This is a genomic window from Pseudomonas sp. R38(2017), assembly GCF_002112395.1.
Lineage (GTDB): Bacteria > Pseudomonadota > Gammaproteobacteria > Pseudomonadales > Pseudomonadaceae > Aquipseudomonas.
Window position 1 is genome coordinate 186,847 of sequence record NZ_NEHN01000007.1, and the last position, 15,731, is coordinate 202,577.

General features: G+C 61.2%; 12 protein-coding genes. 10 read left to right on the forward strand and 2 right to left on the reverse strand.

Annotated elements, in window-relative coordinates:
• The first annotated feature begins 21 nt into the window (after positions 1 to 21).
• The 10 genes from CAF87_RS19480 to CAF87_RS19525 all read left to right on the forward strand — a co-directional run bounded on the left by CAF87_RS19480 (position 22) and on the right by CAF87_RS19525 (position 13,005).
• Positions 22 to 1,407: an N-acetylmuramoyl-L-alanine amidase gene (locus CAF87_RS19480; RefSeq protein ID WP_371320912.1), complete on the forward strand. Its 1,386-nt coding sequence runs from the start codon at positions 22 to 24 to the stop codon at positions 1,405 to 1,407.
• Entirely contained in the window at positions 1,404 to 3,311 is a 1,908-nt protein-coding gene (mutL, locus tag CAF87_RS19485; RefSeq protein WP_085732662.1) for a DNA mismatch repair endonuclease MutL, read from the forward strand. Before CAF87_RS19480 ends, mutL begins: the two co-directional genes overlap by 4 nt.
• Entirely contained in the window at positions 3,311 to 4,282 is a 972-nt protein-coding gene (miaA, locus tag CAF87_RS19490) for a tRNA (adenosine(37)-N6)-dimethylallyltransferase MiaA (protein ID WP_085732663.1), read from the forward strand. The genes mutL and miaA overlap by 1 nt, the downstream gene beginning before the upstream one ends.
• Positions 4,283 to 4,375: 93 nt before the next feature.
• A complete protein-coding gene (gene hfq / locus CAF87_RS19495) occupies positions 4,376 to 4,636 on the forward strand; it encodes an RNA chaperone Hfq (RefSeq protein ID WP_007902656.1) in 261 nt (86 codons plus the stop codon).
• Between the two features lie 12 nt (positions 4,637 to 4,648).
• Positions 4,649 to 5,950: a ribosome rescue GTPase HflX gene (gene hflX / locus CAF87_RS19500; protein WP_064379099.1), complete on the forward strand. Its 1,302-nt coding sequence runs from the start codon at positions 4,649 to 4,651 to the stop codon at positions 5,948 to 5,950.
• A gap of 96 nt (positions 5,951 to 6,046) precedes the next feature.
• The gene (hflK, locus tag CAF87_RS19505; RefSeq protein ID WP_085732664.1) at positions 6,047 to 7,216 is read left to right on the forward strand and encodes an FtsH protease activity modulator HflK; all 1,170 of its coding nucleotides are present in this window, start codon (positions 6,047 to 6,049) and stop codon (positions 7,214 to 7,216) included.
• Positions 7,216 to 8,085 (forward strand): protease modulator HflC, encoded by an 870-nt coding sequence (hflC, locus tag CAF87_RS19510; RefSeq protein ID WP_027611416.1) that lies wholly within the window; start codon positions 7,216 to 7,218, stop codon positions 8,083 to 8,085. The genes hflK and hflC overlap by 1 nt, the downstream gene beginning before the upstream one ends.
• A gap of 313 nt (positions 8,086 to 8,398) precedes the next feature.
• On the forward strand, positions 8,399 to 9,586 hold the full coding sequence (locus tag CAF87_RS19515; protein ID WP_011332186.1) for an ATP phosphoribosyltransferase regulatory subunit: 1,188 nt from the start codon (positions 8,399 to 8,401) through the stop codon (positions 9,584 to 9,586).
• A 54-nt stretch (positions 9,587 to 9,640) separates the two neighbouring features.
• Positions 9,641 to 10,930 carry an adenylosuccinate synthase gene (locus CAF87_RS19520; RefSeq protein ID WP_085732665.1) on the forward strand — a complete coding sequence of 430 codons (1,290 nt, stop codon included), beginning with the start codon at positions 9,641 to 9,643 and terminating at the stop codon, positions 10,928 to 10,930.
• Positions 10,931 to 11,070: 140 nt separating this feature from the next.
• Positions 11,071 to 13,005, forward strand: coding sequence for a methyl-accepting chemotaxis protein (locus CAF87_RS19525; RefSeq protein ID WP_085732666.1), 1,935 nt, complete (start codon positions 11,071 to 11,073; stop codon positions 13,003 to 13,005).
• A gap of 39 nt (positions 13,006 to 13,044) precedes the next feature.
• Here the strand turns inward: CAF87_RS19525 and CAF87_RS19530 are convergent, their stop codons facing one another.
• A complete protein-coding gene (locus CAF87_RS19530; RefSeq protein ID WP_085732667.1) occupies positions 13,045 to 14,610 on the reverse strand; it encodes an iron ABC transporter permease in 1,566 nt (521 codons plus the stop codon).
• Positions 14,610 to 15,620 (reverse strand): extracellular solute-binding protein, encoded by a 1,011-nt coding sequence (locus CAF87_RS19535; RefSeq protein ID WP_085732668.1) that lies wholly within the window; start codon positions 15,618 to 15,620, stop codon positions 14,610 to 14,612. The genes CAF87_RS19530 and CAF87_RS19535 overlap by 1 nt, the downstream gene beginning before the upstream one ends.
• Positions 15,621 to 15,731: the final 111 nt, after the last annotated feature.

Below are 15,731 nucleotides of genomic sequence, written 5' to 3' on the forward strand. Positions count from 1 at the left end.
TTGGTGGCTGCCGCTGGACTGATGTTGATGGCAGTAACCGTCAACGCTGTGGCCGAGACGAAGGTCAACAGCGTGCGTCTGTGGCGGGCGCCGGACAACACGCGTCTGGTGTTCGATCTGACCGGTCCGGTGCAGCACAGCGTCTTCACCCTTACAGCGCCGGACCGGCTGGTCATCGACATCAATGGCGCCACCCTTGGCGCGCCATTGAAAGTCTCCACCGCCAACACGCCGATCACCGCCATGCGCTCGGCCCAGCGCACGCCGACCGACCTGCGGGTGGTCATCGACCTGAAGAAAGCCGTCACCCCGAAAAGCTTCTCGCTGGCGCCGAATGCGCAGTATGGCAACCGTCTGGTGGTCGACCTGTTCGATAACCCGGCCGATGCCGCGCCGCCGCCAACACCTGCGCCGGCACCGACGGTCGCCACTGTTCCGGCAGTCCCGGTAACCCCGGCAGAACCTGCGATCAAGCTGCCTCCGGCCCCGGCCGGCAAGCGCGACATCATTGTGGTGATCGACGCCGGTCACGGCGGCGAAGACCCGGGTGCATCCGGCTCACGCGGTCAGCGCGAGAAAGACGTGGTGCTGCAGATCGCCCGTGAGTTGCAGCGTCAAGTCAACGGCATGAAAGGCTTCCGCGCCGAACTGACCCGTACCGGCGACTACTTCATCCCGTTGCGTGGCCGTACCGAAATCGCCCGCAAGAAAGGCGCCGACCTGTTCGTCTCGATCCACGCCGACGCTGCGCCGTCTGCGGCGGCTTTCGGGGCTTCGGTGTTCGCCCTGTCTGATCGTGGTGCCACTTCGGAGACCGCTCGTTGGCTGGCCGACAGTGAAAACCGTTCCGACCTGATCGGTGGTGCCGGCAACGTCAGCCTCGACGACAAGGACCGCATGCTCGCCGGCGTTCTGCTCGACCTGTCGATGACCGCCTCGCTGACCTCCAGCCTCAACGTCGGCCAGAAAGTCCTGACCAACATCGGTCGCGTCACGCCGTTGCACAAGCAGCGCGTGGAACAGGCCGGGTTCATGGTGCTGAAGTCGCCGGACATTCCTTCGATCCTGGTGGAAACCGGCTTTATCTCCAACGCCAACGAAGCGAACAAGCTCTCGGCCTCGAGCCACCAGCAGGCGCTGGCGCGTTCGATCAGCAGCGGCGTGCGCCAGTTCTTCCAGCAGAACCCGCCACCGGGCACTTACATTGCCTGGCTGCGTGATTCGGGCAAGATCGCTCAGGGGCCGCGTGATCATCGGGTCAGCCCAGGTGAGACCCTGGCGATGATTGCCGTGCGTTATCAGGTATCGGCAGCGACCCTGCGCAGTGCCAATAACCTCAGCAGCGATGAGCTGAAGGTCGGTCAGCACTTGACCATTCCGGGCACCGAACTGGCGTCCAAAGAATGAATCAGGTTCTGAACGCAGCGCGCATCGAACTGCTCAGCCCACGGCTGGCGAACCAGATCGCCGCCGGCGAGGTGGTCGAGCGTCCGGCTTCGGTGATCAAGGAGTTGCTGGAAAACAGCCTCGACTCCGGTGCCAGGCGCATCGACGTCGATGTCGAGCAGGGCGGTGTCAAACTGCTGCGAGTGCGCGATGATGGCAGCGGCATTTCCGCCGATGACCTGCCGCTGGCGCTGGCCCGTCACGCCACCAGCAAGATCCGCAACCTTGAAGACCTCGAACAGGTGATGAGCCTGGGTTTCCGGGGCGAGGCACTGGCCTCGATCAGCTCTGTGGCACGCCTGACCCTGACCTCCCGCACCCGCGACGCCGATCAGGCCTGGCAGGTCGAGACCGAAGGTCGCGACATGGCACCCCGCGTGCAGCCGGCTGCCCATCCGGTCGGCACCTCGGTGGAAGTTCGTGATCTGTTTTTCAACACCCCGGCACGGCGCAAATTCCTCAAGACTGAAAAAACCGAATTCGATCACCTGCAAGAAGTGATCAAGCGTCTGGCGCTGGCGCGTTTCGATGTGGCGTTCCATTTGCGCCACAACGGCAAGACCATCCTCAGCCTGCACGAAGCCCACGATGACGCAGCCCGCGCCCGGCGTGTGGCGGCGATCTGCGGTTCGGGCTTCCTGGAGCAGGCGCTGCCGATCGAGATCGAGCGCAATGGCTTGCACCTGTGGGGCTGGGTCGGTCTGCCGACGTTCAACCGCAGCCAGGCGGATTTGCAGTATTTCTTCGTCAACGGCCGTGCGGTGCGCGACAAACTGGTGGCTCACGCGGTGCGTCAGGCCTATCGCGATGTGCTGTTCAACGGCCGGCATCCGACATTCGCGCTGTTTTTCGAGGTCGATCCGGCAGCGGTCGACGTCAACGTGCACCCCACCAAACACGAAGTGCGCTTCCGTGATGGGCGCATGGTGCATGACTTCCTTTATGGCACGCTGCACCGTGCGCTGGGCGATGTACGACCGGAAGATCAGCTTGCCGGCTCGGTCACCACCGCGGTCGTGCGGCCAACCGGTCTCGAGGCCGGCGAGTTCGGGCCGCAGGGCGAGATGCGCCTGGCCGCCAATGCGCTGCTGGAGCAGCCGCAGGCACAACCGGCGTTCAATACCTCGTCGGGCGCGAGCACTGGCGGCGCCTATCAGTATCAATACACGCCACGTCCGCAACCTGCCGTCCCGGCTGCCGAGGCTCAGGCAGCGTATCGCGAGTTTTTCGCGCCGCTGCCCGAGGCAAATGCCAACGCGTTGCCGGCCGGTCAGGAAGATATTCCTCCACTGGGTTACGCACTGGCGCAGCTCAAGGGCATCTACATTCTGTCCGAGAATGCCCATGGCCTGGTTTTGGTGGACATGCACGCCGCTCACGAACGGATCATGTATGAGCGCCTGAAGATCGCCATGGCCAGCGAAGGTTTGAGCGGCCAACCGTTGCTGGTGCCGGAGTCGCTGGCGGTCAGTCAGCGCGAGGCGGATTGCGCTGAAGAGCATGCGGCGTGGTTCCAGCGTCTCGGTTTCGAATTGCAGCGTCTGGGCCCGGAAACCCTGGCGATCCGTCAGATTCCGGCCCTGCTCAAACAGGCCGAAGCCAACCGCCTGGTGGGCGACGTGCTGTCGGACCTGATGGAGTACGGCACCAGCGACCGGATCCAGGCGCACCTGAATGAACTGCTCGGTACCATGGCCTGCCACGGCGCGATCCGCGCCAACCGCCGCCTGGCCTTGCCGGAAATGAACGGTCTGCTGCGCGACATGGAAAACACCGAGCGCAGCGGTCAATGCAACCATGGCCGACCGACCTGGACCCAACTGGGCCTGGACGATCTGGACAAACTGTTCCTGCGCGGTCGTTGATGAGTCAGCTTCCTCCAGCGATTTTCCTGATGGGCCCGACCGCTGCGGGCAAGACCGATCTGGCCATCGAGCTGACCAAGGTGCTGCCGTGCGAGCTGATCAGTGTCGATTCGGCGCTGGTCTATCGCGGCATGGACATTGGCACGGCCAAACCTTCGAAAGAACTGCTGGCTGAACATCCTCACCGGCTGATCGACATTCTCGACCCGGCCGAGAGCTATTCGGCGGCCGATTTCCGCCGTGATGCCTTGCAGGCTATGGCCGAAATCACCGCACGCGGAAAAATCCCGCTGCTGGTGGGCGGCACGATGCTCTATTACAAGGCGTTGGTCGAAGGTCTGGCGGATATGCCGGCGGCGGATCCCGAAGTACGCGCGCAGATTGAAGAAGAGGCTGCACGCCTTGGCTGGCAAGCCCTGCATGATCAACTGGCGGTAATTGATCCGGAGTCGGCGGCACGCATTCACCCGAACGATCCACAACGGCTGAGTCGTGCGCTGGAAGTCTATCGGGTCAGCGGTCAGAGCATGACTGAACTGCGGCTGAAACAATCTGAACAAAGTACCCAAGCTGCGGCATCGGGACTGCAACAATTGCCCTATACTGTCGCGAACTTGGCCATTGCTCCGGCAAATCGTCAGGTACTGCACGACCGCATTAAACAAAGATTCACAAATATGCTGGAACAGGGATTCATCGACGAGGTCGTAGCCCTGCGTAATAGAAGTGACCTGCATGCCGGGTTGCCGTCTATACGTGCGGTAGGCTACCGCCAAGTCTGGGATTACCTGGATGGCAAACTGACGTCGGCCGAAATGCAGGAGCGGGGCATCATTGCTACGCGCCAATTGGCCAAACGCCAGTTTACCTGGCTGCGCAGCTGGGACGATTTACACTGGCTCGACAGTCTGGATTGCGACAATCTGCCACGCGCCTTGAAATACCTTGGGACCATCTCCATATTGAGCTGAGTCCTTGCAATTGCCGTCTATCCTTGGGGGTGTGGCGGCAAAAGCCATCTGATTACCTATTTTTTATATTGAATCCTTAAAGGAGTGCGGCACATGTCAAAAGGGCATTCGCTACAAGACCCTTACTTGAATACTTTACGTAAAGAGAAAGTTGGGGTTTCCATCTACCTGGTCAACGGTATCAAACTGCAAGGCACGATCGAGTCGTTCGACCAGTTCGTTATCCTGCTGAAAAACACCGTCAGCCAGATGGTTTACAAACACGCTATCTCTACAGTCGTGCCGGTTCGTCCAATTCGTCTGCCAAGCGCAACCGAATCCGAAGCAGGTGACGCTGAGCCAGGTAACGCCTGATAGGAGTCTCCTTTGTTCTTTGAGCGCCACGGTGGTGGTGAGCGAGTCATCCTCGTTCACTTGGATGGACAGGACCCTGAGGCGCGCGAAGATCCGCAGGAGTTTCAGGAACTGGCAAATTCGGCAGGCGCCGAGACCGTTGCGTTTTTTAACGTACCGCGTCATCGGCCAACCGCCAAATACCTGATCGGCAGCGGCAAGGTCGAGGAACTTCGCGACCTGGTACACGCCGAAGAAGCCGATCTGGTGATCTTCAATCACACCCTTACGCCCAGTCAGGAACGTAACCTCGAACGTGTCTTCGAGTGTCGCGTGATCGACCGTACCGGTCTGATTCTCGATATTTTCGCCCAGCGCGCCCGTACCCATGAAGGCAAGCTCCAGGTCGAACTGGCCCAGCTTGACCACATGAGCACCCGGCTTGTTCGCGGCTGGACTCACCTTGAGCGTCAGGGTGGCGGTATCGGCATGCGCGGCCCGGGTGAAACCCAGCTCGAAACCGACCGACGCCTGCTGCGGGTTCGCCTGCGCCAGATCAAGGGCCGGCTGGAAAAAGTGCGCAGTCAGCGCGAGCAGTCGCGTCGCGGCCGTTCACGTGCGGATATCCCTACCGTATCTCTGGTGGGCTATACCAACGCCGGCAAATCCACGTTGTTCAATAACGTGACGAAATCCGAGGTCTACGCGGCGGACCAGCTGTTCGCCACGCTGGATCCTACCCTGCGCCGTCTGGAACTGGACGACCTGGGGCCGATCGTCCTGGCTGACACCGTGGGTTTCATTCGCCATCTGCCGCACAAGCTGGTCGAGGCATTTCGGTCTACGCTCGAAGAGTCGAGCAATTCCGATCTGCTGTTGCACGTGATCGATGCGGCCGAACCGGATCGCATGTTGCAGATCGAGCAGGTGATGGTGGTGCTGGGCGAGATTGGTGCCCAGGACTTGCCGATCCTCGAGGTCTATAACAAACTCGATTTGCTTGAAGGCGTTGAGCCACAAATCCAGCGCGACGAAAACGGCAAGCCTCAACGGGTCTGGTTGTCGGCGCGTGATGGCACTGGTCTGGAATTGCTTGAGCAAGCCATTGCCGAATTGCTGGGCAGTGATTTGTTTGTCGGAACCTTGCGTCTGCCCCAGCGGTTTGCGCGTCTGCGTGCACAGTTCTTCGAGCTGGGCGCGGTACAGAAAGAAGAATACGACGAAGAAGGTGTCAGCTTGCTGGCCATTCGATTGCCGCGCTCGGAGCTCAATCGACTGGTCAGTCGTGAAGGCGTTGTGCCGACGGAGTTCATCGAGCAACACACTTTGCAATAAAAGCCTGAAAAAGCGGTTGTGCCGCAACGGCAGGCATTCTGTAGCATTGGTCGGCGCGCCGTGGGTGCGTCTTTGCTTTATCAGATGGAGAGCGCTATGGCTTGGAATGAGCCGGGTGGCAACTCGAACAATCAGGATCCTTGGGGTGGCAAGCGCCGCAATAACGGCGACCGCAAGGGACCACCAGATCTCGACGAGGCCTTCCGAAAGCTGCAGGAAAGCCTGAACGGGTTGTTCGGTGGTGGTAAGAAACGCGGTGATGATGGCGGTGGTTCGGGCAAGAGTGGCGGCTTCGGCGGCCTGCTCGGCATCGGCCTCGTCGTGCTGGCGGCCGTGTGGCTGTACAGCGCGGTGTACGTGGTGGACGAGCAAGAGCAGGCTGTGGTGCTGCGCTTCGGCAAGTACTACGAGACCGTCGGCCCGGGCCTGAACATCTACTTCCCGCCGATCGACAAGAAGTACATGGAAAACGTCACGCGTGAGCGTGCCTACACCAAGCAGGGCCAGATGCTGACCGAAGACGAGAACATCGTCGAAGTGCCGCTGACCGTGCAGTACAAGATCAGCAACCTGCAGGACTTCGTGCTGAACGTCGACCAGCCGGAAATCAGCCTGCAACACGCGACCGACAGTGCGCTGCGCCATGTGGTGGGTTCCACCGCGATGGATCAGGTGCTGACCGAAGGTCGTGAGTTGATGGCCAGCGAGATCAAGGAACGTCTGCAACGTTTCCTCGATACCTATCGCACCGGTATCACTGTCACCCAGGTCAACGTACAGAGCGCAGCGGCACCGCGTGAAGTGCAGGAAGCCTTCGATGACGTGATCCGCGCCCGTGAAGACGAGCAGCGTTCGCGCAATCAGGCTGAAACCTACGCCAATGGTGTGGTGCCGGAAGCCCGTGGTCAGGCCCAGCGCATCCTCGAAGATGCCAACGGCTACCGCGACGAAACGGTCTCCCGCGCCAAGGGTGAGGCCGATCGCTTCACCAAGCTGGTTGCCGAGTATCGCAAGGCGCCCGAGGTCACTCGTCAGCGTCTGTACCTGGACACCATGCAGGAAGTCTTCAGCAGCACCAGCAAGGTGCTTGTGACCGGCAACAAGAACGGCCAGAGCAACCTGCTTTACCTGCCGCTGGACAAGATGATTCAGAACAGCTCGGGCAGCAGTGCACCGGTCACCGGTTCAGCCGCCGCCAGCAACAACACGGATGTCGTGCCGCATGTCACTGACCTGCCGCAGACACGTACAAGGGAGACCCGCTGATGAGCAATAAATCGCTGATCGCCCTGATCGTTGGCGTTGTCGTGGTACTGGTTGGCTGGAACTGCTTCTACATCGTGGCTCAGACCGAGCGTGCGGTGCTGCTGCAGTTCGGTCGCGTGGTTCAGGCCGATGTTCAGCCGGGTCTGCATGTGAAAGTGCCTTACGTTAACCAGGTGCGTAAATTCGACGCACGTCTGATGACGCTGGATGCACCGACACAACGCTTCCTGACGCTGGAAAAGAAAGCCGTGATGGTCGATGCCTACGCCAAGTGGCGCGTGAAAGATGCCGAGCGCTTCTACACCGCGACTTCCGGCCTCAAGCAGATCGCCGACGAGCGTCTGTCCCGTCGTCTGGAATCGGGCCTGCGTGACCAGTTCGGTAAACGCACCCTGCACGAAGTGGTGTCCGGTGAGCGCGATGCGCTGATGGCCGACATCACGGCGTCGCTGAACAAGATGGCGGAAAAAGAGCTGGGTATCGAAGTGGTCGATGTCCGGGTCAAGGCCATCGACCTGCCGAAGGAAGTGAACCGCAGCGTGTTCGAACGTATGAGCACCGAGCGTGAGCGTGAAGCTCGCGAGCACCGCGCCAAGGGTAACGAGCTGGCTGAGGGCATCCGTGCCGACGCTGATCGTCAACGCCGCGTGCTGCTGGCTGAAGCCTATCGTGAATCCGAAGAGATTCGCGGTGACGGTGATGCCCAGGCCGCTGCGATCTACTCCAAGGCTTACGGTCAGGATCAGGAGTTCTACGGTTTCTACCGTAGCCTGCGTGCCTACCGTGAAAGCTTCGCGAACAAATCCGACGTCATGGTCCTCGACCCAAGCAGCGACTTCTTCCGTTACCTGGAAAAGTCCAAGCCTTGATACGACGTTGACCTGAATCATTCCGCCCGGCGGCTAAAACCTCGGGCGGGGTGATCCTTTCGGAAAACGTGTGTATGATGCGGCAGCCGGGAAATTCCCGGCTTTTTTGCGTCTGCACGTTTGATTGCTGTTTTTGTTGCAGAAGATCGGGTTGAATGGCCCGACAGTTTTTCGAGGAAAGTGATGGGCGAAGCCGGTAACAGGCCTTTCGCCGCGTCGTTCATGCGCGCGCGTTTTGAACGGGCCGGTCATTTTCTGCTTCACTCAAGGCTCGCCCTCGGGCTGGCCGCCCGGATCTAAGGGGAATGGCGTAATGGCAACGGTAGACCGCTGGCTGCTGCCAGATGGCATCGAAGAAGTACTGCCACCGGAAGCGGCGCGCATTGAAGTCGCGCGTCGTCAGGTGTTGGATCTGTTCCAGAGCTGGGGTTACGAGTTTGTCGTGACTCCCCATATCGAGTACCTGGAATCCCTGCTGACCGGCGCGGGCCAGGACCTGGATCTGCGTACCTTCAAGGTCATCGACCCGCAATCGGGCCGGCAGATGGGTTTCCGTGCCGACATCACGCCGCAAGTGGCGCGCATCGATGCGCACACCCTGCGTCGCGAAGGCCCGAGCCGTCTGTGCTATGCCGGCAGCGTGCTGCATGCCCAGCCGCGTGCCTTGTCGTCTTCGCGCAGCCCGATCCAGTTGGGCGCCGAGTTGTACGGCGATGCCAGCCCGAGCAGCGACGTTGAAGTCATCAGCCTGATGCTGGCCATGCTGCAACTGGCCGATGTGCCGGACGTGCACATGGATCTGGGGCATGTCGGCATCTACCGGGGTCTGGCCCAGGCGGCCGGTCTCTCGGGTGAAGTCGAGCAGCAGCTGTTCGATGCGTTGCAACGCAAGGCCATCGATGAGGTCATTACCCTGACCGAAGGTCTGCCGGCCGATCTGTCCGGCATGCTGCGAGCGCTGGTCGACCTGTGCGGCGGCCGTGAAGTATTGAGCGCTGCCCGTGAGCGTCTGGCCAATGCGCCGGCGCCGGTACTGGCGGCGCTGGAAGATTTGCTGGCGATTGCCGAGCGTCTGTCGGTGCGCTTCCCGGAGCTGCCGCTGTACTTCGATCTGGGCGAGTTGCGTGGTTACCACTACCACACCGGTGTGGTGTTCGCGGTGTTCGTACCGGGTGTTGGCCAGTCCATCGCTCAGGGCGGTCGCTATGACGACATCGGCGCTGACTTCGGTCGTGCCCGTCCGGCAACCGGTTTTTCCACCGATTTGAAAACCCTGGTGACCCTGGGGCGTGCTGAGATCGAGCTACCGTCTGGCGGTATCTGGATGCCTGACAGTACGGATGCGGCACTCTGGCAGCAGGTTTGCCAGTTGCGCAGTGAGGGTCAGCGTGTCGTTCAGGCATTGCCTGGACAACCTTTGGCCGCCGCCCGTGATGCGGACTGCGACCGGCAATTGATCCAGCAGAACGGGCTTTGGCAAGTATCGCCACTGGCTTCTTGAGTTTTCCTGCCGGCCACCGCCGGCACCAAGTTTGCGCGAATGAGGACAAGTGTTATGGGTAAGAATGTCGTAGTCCTGGGCACCCAATGGGGTGATGAGGGCAAAGGCAAGATCGTTGATCTGCTGACCGAACATGCTGCCGCCGTAGTGCGCTACCAAGGTGGTCACAACGCTGGCCACACACTGGTGATCGACGGTGAAAAGACCGTCCTGCACCTGATCCCGTCGGGCGTGCTGCGCGAAGGCGTGCAGTGCCTGATCGGCAACGGCGTGGTGGTTGCCCCCGACGCCCTGCTGCGCGAGATCACCAAGCTGGAAGAGAAAGGCGTACCGGTGCGCGAGCGCCTGCGTATCAGCCCGTCCTGCCCGCTGATCCTGTCCTTCCACGTGGCGCTGGACCAGGCCCGTGAAAAGGCCCGTGGCGAGCTGAAGATCGGCACCACCGGTCGCGGCATCGGCCCGGCGTACGAAGACAAGGTTGCACGTCGTGGCCTGCGCGTTGGCGACCTGCTCAACATGCCGCGCTTCGAAGACAAGCTGCGTGAACTGGTGGACTACCACAACTTCATGCTGGTCGGTTACTACAAAGAGCCTGCCATCGAGTTCGAAAAAACTCTGGCCGAGTGCAAGGAATACGCCGAGCTGCTCAAGCCGCTGATGCTGGACGTCACTGCCGAGCTGCACGACCTGCGTCGCGCCGGCAAAGACATCATGTTCGAAGGCGCCCAGGGTTCGTTGCTCGACATCGACCATGGCACCTATCCGTACGTGACCAGCTCCAACACCACCGCCGGTGGCGTGGCGACCGGTTCGGGCGTTGGCCCGATGTTCCTGGACTACATTCTGGGCATCACCAAGGCTTACACCACTCGCGTAGGTTCGGGTCCATTCCCGACTGAGCTGTTCGACGAAGTGGGCGCACACCTGGCCAAACAAGGTCACGAGTTCGGTGCGACCACCGGCCGTGCCCGCCGTTGCGGCTGGTTTGACGCCGTTATCCTGCGTCGCGCTATCGATGTGAACAGCATTTCGGGCATCTGCCTGACCAAGCTGGACGTACTCGACGGTCTGGAAACCATCAACATCTGCACCGGCTACAAAGACGCGCAGGGCAACGCTGTTGCGCCGACTGACGCTGACAGCTATGTGGGCCTGCAGCCTGTGTACGAAGAAGTGCCGGGCTGGACCGAATCGACCGTGGGTGCCAAAACCCTGGAAGAGCTGCCGACCAACGCTCGTGCCTACATCAAACGCGTTGAAGAGTTGATCGGCGCGCCGATCGACATTATTTCGACGGGGCCGGACCGCAACGAAACCATCGTTCTGCGTCATCCGTTCGCTTGATAACTCGTTGATGTAAAAACACAAAGGCCCCTTCATCGGGGCCTTTGTCGTTTATGCCTGTTGGACGGCATGACCTTTGCTGTGAATCTGTCTACAAGAGTGCCATCAATTTAATGGTGTCAGAAGTAGAGGGATTCACAGTGTCGGCCGTTCTCTCACTGTTACAAAGCCGTTTGTTGCGGCCCGTGTTCGTTACCCTTGGTATCGCCCTTTTGGTGCAAGTATTGGTGGCCGTCGCCCTGACGCGGAGCACCGTCACTGCGCTGGAAGCCGATCTCGGCACTCGCCTGGGCGCCGACAGCCAGAAGTTGTCGGGTGAACTGGAGCAGGCCGGGCGTGAAGTCACGTCGAGCCTCGACAACCTCTCCTCAAGTACCCGTCAGCGTCTTACTGCCGGTCTTTCCTCGCGTCTGAAGGAAGAGCAGGCGCAGCTGCGTGCGACTTTGGAAAAAGACTTGAAGGATTCGGCCAATGACATGGCACAGCTGCTGGCCTCGGTGGCGCCTCGCGCCATGTGGGACAGCGACGTGCCGACCCTGTCCGAGTTCGCCCGACGGGCCCAGCGCAATCCCAACGTGCTGTTCGTGGTGTATGACGACGCTACCGGCCAGCATCTGACCCGCTACCTCAACCGCGAAAACCCGATCAACAAGGCCCTTTTGGAAAAAGGCCAGGGTGAGCGGGCGCTGGATAAAGTGCTGGATGCGGCGAAGAACGATCCGTCGGTCTACTACCTCGAAGCCTCGATCAACCCCAATGGCGTGGAAATCGGCAAGGTGCTGATGGGCGTTTCCACCGCCTCGGTTGAAACCGATCTGGCGGCGCTCGATCAGCGCTTCACGGCGTTGATTGCCAGCAGCGATCAACTGGTCGGCGACAGCCTCAAGGGCGCGGCTGCCGACAGTGCCACCGCCATGCGCGCGCGCCTGCAATCGGCGCAGTCCACCGCCACCGAGATGAAGGCCAACACCACCAGCACCGTACAGGAAGCCGCCGCGACGCTGCGCTGGCGCATCGGCATGAGCCTGGCGCTGGTCGGTGCCGGCGTGCTGTTGCTATTGGCGGTGGTGCTCGGCCATCGTGTTGTCAACCGCTTGAAGATGCTCAATGCCGCCATGGACGATCTGGCAGCAGGCGAGGGCGACCTGACCAAGCGGGTGCAGATCAACAGCAAGGACGAAATCGGGGACATGGCTTCGGCAGTCAACCGCTTTGTGGATAAGTTGCAGCCGATCGTGCGCGAGGCCGGGGATGTGGCCCAGCGCACCGGCGTGGAAATCGGCGCCATGACCCTGCGCAACGCCGGTGCCGATGCGGCGGCCGGAATGCAGCGCGATGAAGTGGCCGAGAGTCTGCGGGCCCTGTCGCAAATGGCCGACGAAGCGCAATCGGAAAGCGATGCGATGCAGGCAGCGCTGAAGCAGGTTGTAGATATTCGTCAGGCCACTGATGAGAACACTCGCACCTCGGCGAAGGTTGGCAGCCTGATCGAGGCGCTGGCGGGGCAGGTCGATACCGGGTCGAAAGTCATCGAACGGCTGGCGCAGCAGAGTGAGCAGATCGAAGTGGTGCTGACCGTTATTCACGGCATCGCCGAGCAGACCAACCTGCTGGCGCTCAACGCGGCTATTGAGGCGGCCCGGGCCGGGGAGACCGGTCGCGGTTTTGCAGTGGTGGCGGACGAAGTCCGGGCGCTGGCGAGCAAGACCCAAAGCTCCACCGGCGACATTCAGGCGCACATCGTGGCCTTGCAGCAGGGCGCTCGTGAGGCGGTTGAGGCGATCGGTCAGGCCGGGCGTCAGGCCAGCGAAGGTTTGCTGGTGTTGCGTGACAGTGCACGGTTGCAGCAGTCGGTGCAGGCCTCGGTCGAGCAGGTGCATGCGGCGATTGGTCTGGCGACTCAGGCGGCGGCGCATCAGGCTCAGGGCGCACAGGCCGTGCGCGGTCGGGTCGAGACGATTCATGCCCAGGCGGAGAAAGCCGCTCAGGCGGTGGTCGAGACCACGGCCAGCGGCAAGGTGCTGGATGGGCTGGCGGCGCAGCTCAAGGCCAGCCTGGGGCAGTTCCGGGCCTGATATCGCGGGCAAAAAATCGCAGCTTCGGCTGCGATTTTTTTATCGGCTCAAATACATCCGGGTCGTCAGCAGGTAGACGGGCAAGCCCGACACCACAATCAACAACGCCGCATAAGGCGCTGCCGCGGCAAACTCGACGTTCGCGGTGTGTGCCCACACCTCGGTGGCCAATGTGTTGAGCCCGGTCGGACTCAACAGCAGTGTCGCCGTCAGTTCCTTCATGGCATCCAGAAATACCAGCGCAAAGGCTGCGCCCAGGGCCGGGAAGATGATCGGCAGGGTCACTCGGCAGAACGCCGTGAACGACGAGGCGCCCAGCGTGCGTGCGGCCTCTTCCAGCTGCGGCGCTGCCTTGTTCAATGCTGTGCGGATCGGCGCCTGGGCCAGTGGCAGAAACAGCAGCGCATAAGCGATCAGCAACAATGCCGAAGTCTGGTACAGCGCCGGCACGTAATGCAGGGCGAAGTAAACCAGCGTCAACGCAATCACCAATCCCGGCAGGGCGTGCAACAGATAGGGCAGGCGCTCGGCCCAGATCGCCAGTTGGCCCTTGTAGCGCACCACCAGCAATCCGACCGGCACCGCCAGCACCAGACACAATCCCGCGCCACCCAGCGACAGCGCAAGCGACGACAGCAATGCTTCGGTGATTGCCGCAACCGGGAAGGCCGCTGACGATCCCACGGCGAGCCAGTAAGCCAGCATGCCCAGTGGAATCCCGCTGCCGACAATCGCCAGCATCAGGCAGTACAACTGACCGGCGATTGCCCAAGGCCCGAGTCGCACTTGTTCAGCCCGACGCGCCGCGCCCTGGCCTGTACGCACATGACGACCCTTGCCGCGCACGCGCAGCTCCAGCCACAACAGCATCAAGCACAGCGCCAGCAACACTGCCGACAGCATCGCCGCGTTGGCATTGCTGAATTCCAGTTCGAATTGCTGATAGATCGCGGTGGTAAAGGTTTGCAGGCCAATGATCGACAGTGCACCGAACTCCACGAGCATGTGCAAAGCGATCAGCAACGAACCGGCCAGCAGCGAAGGCCAGAGCAGTGGCAAGGTCACGCGGAAAAACACGCCCCGGCGATTCTGTCCCAGGGTGCGAGCCGACTCCTCAAGAGAAGGATCAAGATTGCGCAGCGTGGCGGCCACGGGCAGAAAGATCAGTGGGTACTTCGACAGGCTCATCACCAGGATCGCCCCGCCGAGTCCTTCGAACTGCGCGCTGAGCGAAACCCAGGTAAAGCTGCTGACGAATGCCGGTACCGCAAACGGCAAACACAAAATCACGCCCCACAGACGCCGCCCCGGCAGGTTGCTGCGCTCCAGCAACCACGCCAGCGACAGGCCGATCACGCCGCAAGTCACGGTTACGCCGACCATCAGCGCCAGCGTATTGCGCAGCAAGCCGAACACATACGGGCGCCACAGCAAGTGCAGCGCTTCGCTCCAGCCGGCCTGCCAGGCTTTGAGCCCGACATAGGCCAGCGGCAACAGGCTCATGACCACCAGCAGCAACACCGGCAGCACCAGCCAGATCGACGGCCGCTTGCGCCGTGGCACGTAACCCCCGCGTGCAGCGGGGGCGGATAACGAGGCGGTCATCAGTTCAGGCCAACTTCGCGTTCCAGATCCAGCGCTTCTTCGGCATTTCCGAGGTCGGCGGGAGTAACGTCCGGTGCTTCCAGCTCGCTGAACGGCTTGAGGCCGCGATCCGATTCCATGCCTTTGTGCAGCGGGTATTCGGCGGTGGTCTGTGTGATCACGCGCTGGCCTTCTTCGCTGGCCATGTAGGCGAGAAATTGCTGGGCTTCTTTTGGATGTTTGCTGGATTTCAGCACGGCTGCGCTGGATACGGTGATCAGGCCGCCAACGTCGCCGCCGGTGAAGTAATGCAGTTTGGAGTCAAGCTTGCCTTTCTCCCGTTGCAGGGCGAACCAGTAGTAGTTGTTCACCAGTACGGTGGCGACTTCGCCGTTTTCCACCGCCTTGAGGGCAACCATGTTGTTGCTGTAGGTCTTGCCGAAGGCGCGCAGGCCGCTCAGCCATTCTTCGGCGGCGTCGCGACCGTGCTTCTTGATAATGGCCACAGCCTGTTCCTGGAACGCGCCGCTGGTCGGGACGAAGCCGACCTTGCCTTGCCACTGCGGATCGGCGAAATCCAGTACCGATTTGGGCAGGTCTTTCTCATCAACCAGCTTCGGGTTGAAGGCGACTACACGAACCCGTGCGGTGACGCCGATCCAGGTGCCATTGCCGGCGACGTATTTTTTCGGCAGGACGGCCAGAGTGGCATCGTCGGTCTTGGCCAGCAGGCCGAGTTCGCCGAGGTTGTTCAATGGCGGGGATTCTTCGGTGTAGATGACGTCGGCGGGGGAGCGGTCGCCTTCTTCGATGATCTGGCTGGCGAGCTGGTTACTGCTGCCCTTGCGCACATTGACGTGAATACCGGTCTTGGCTTCGAAAGCCTTGGCGATCGCGTCGCCGACTTCCTTGTGTTGACCGTTGTAGAGAGTCAGGGAAACCGTATCGGCAGCCTGGGTGAGGGGAGTGGCGAGTGCCAGGCCGAGCAGGGTGAAGGTCAAGCCGCGGCGCAGGGTATTTCGAAACATCATTCGCAGGGTTCCTCACTGTCGCATTGCAAAAACTTGCAACAATGATAAACGATATCGTTTCTCAAATGCTCCTTGCGAGCAGGATAAGGGTTTGGTAGGGCGGCTTGAGTT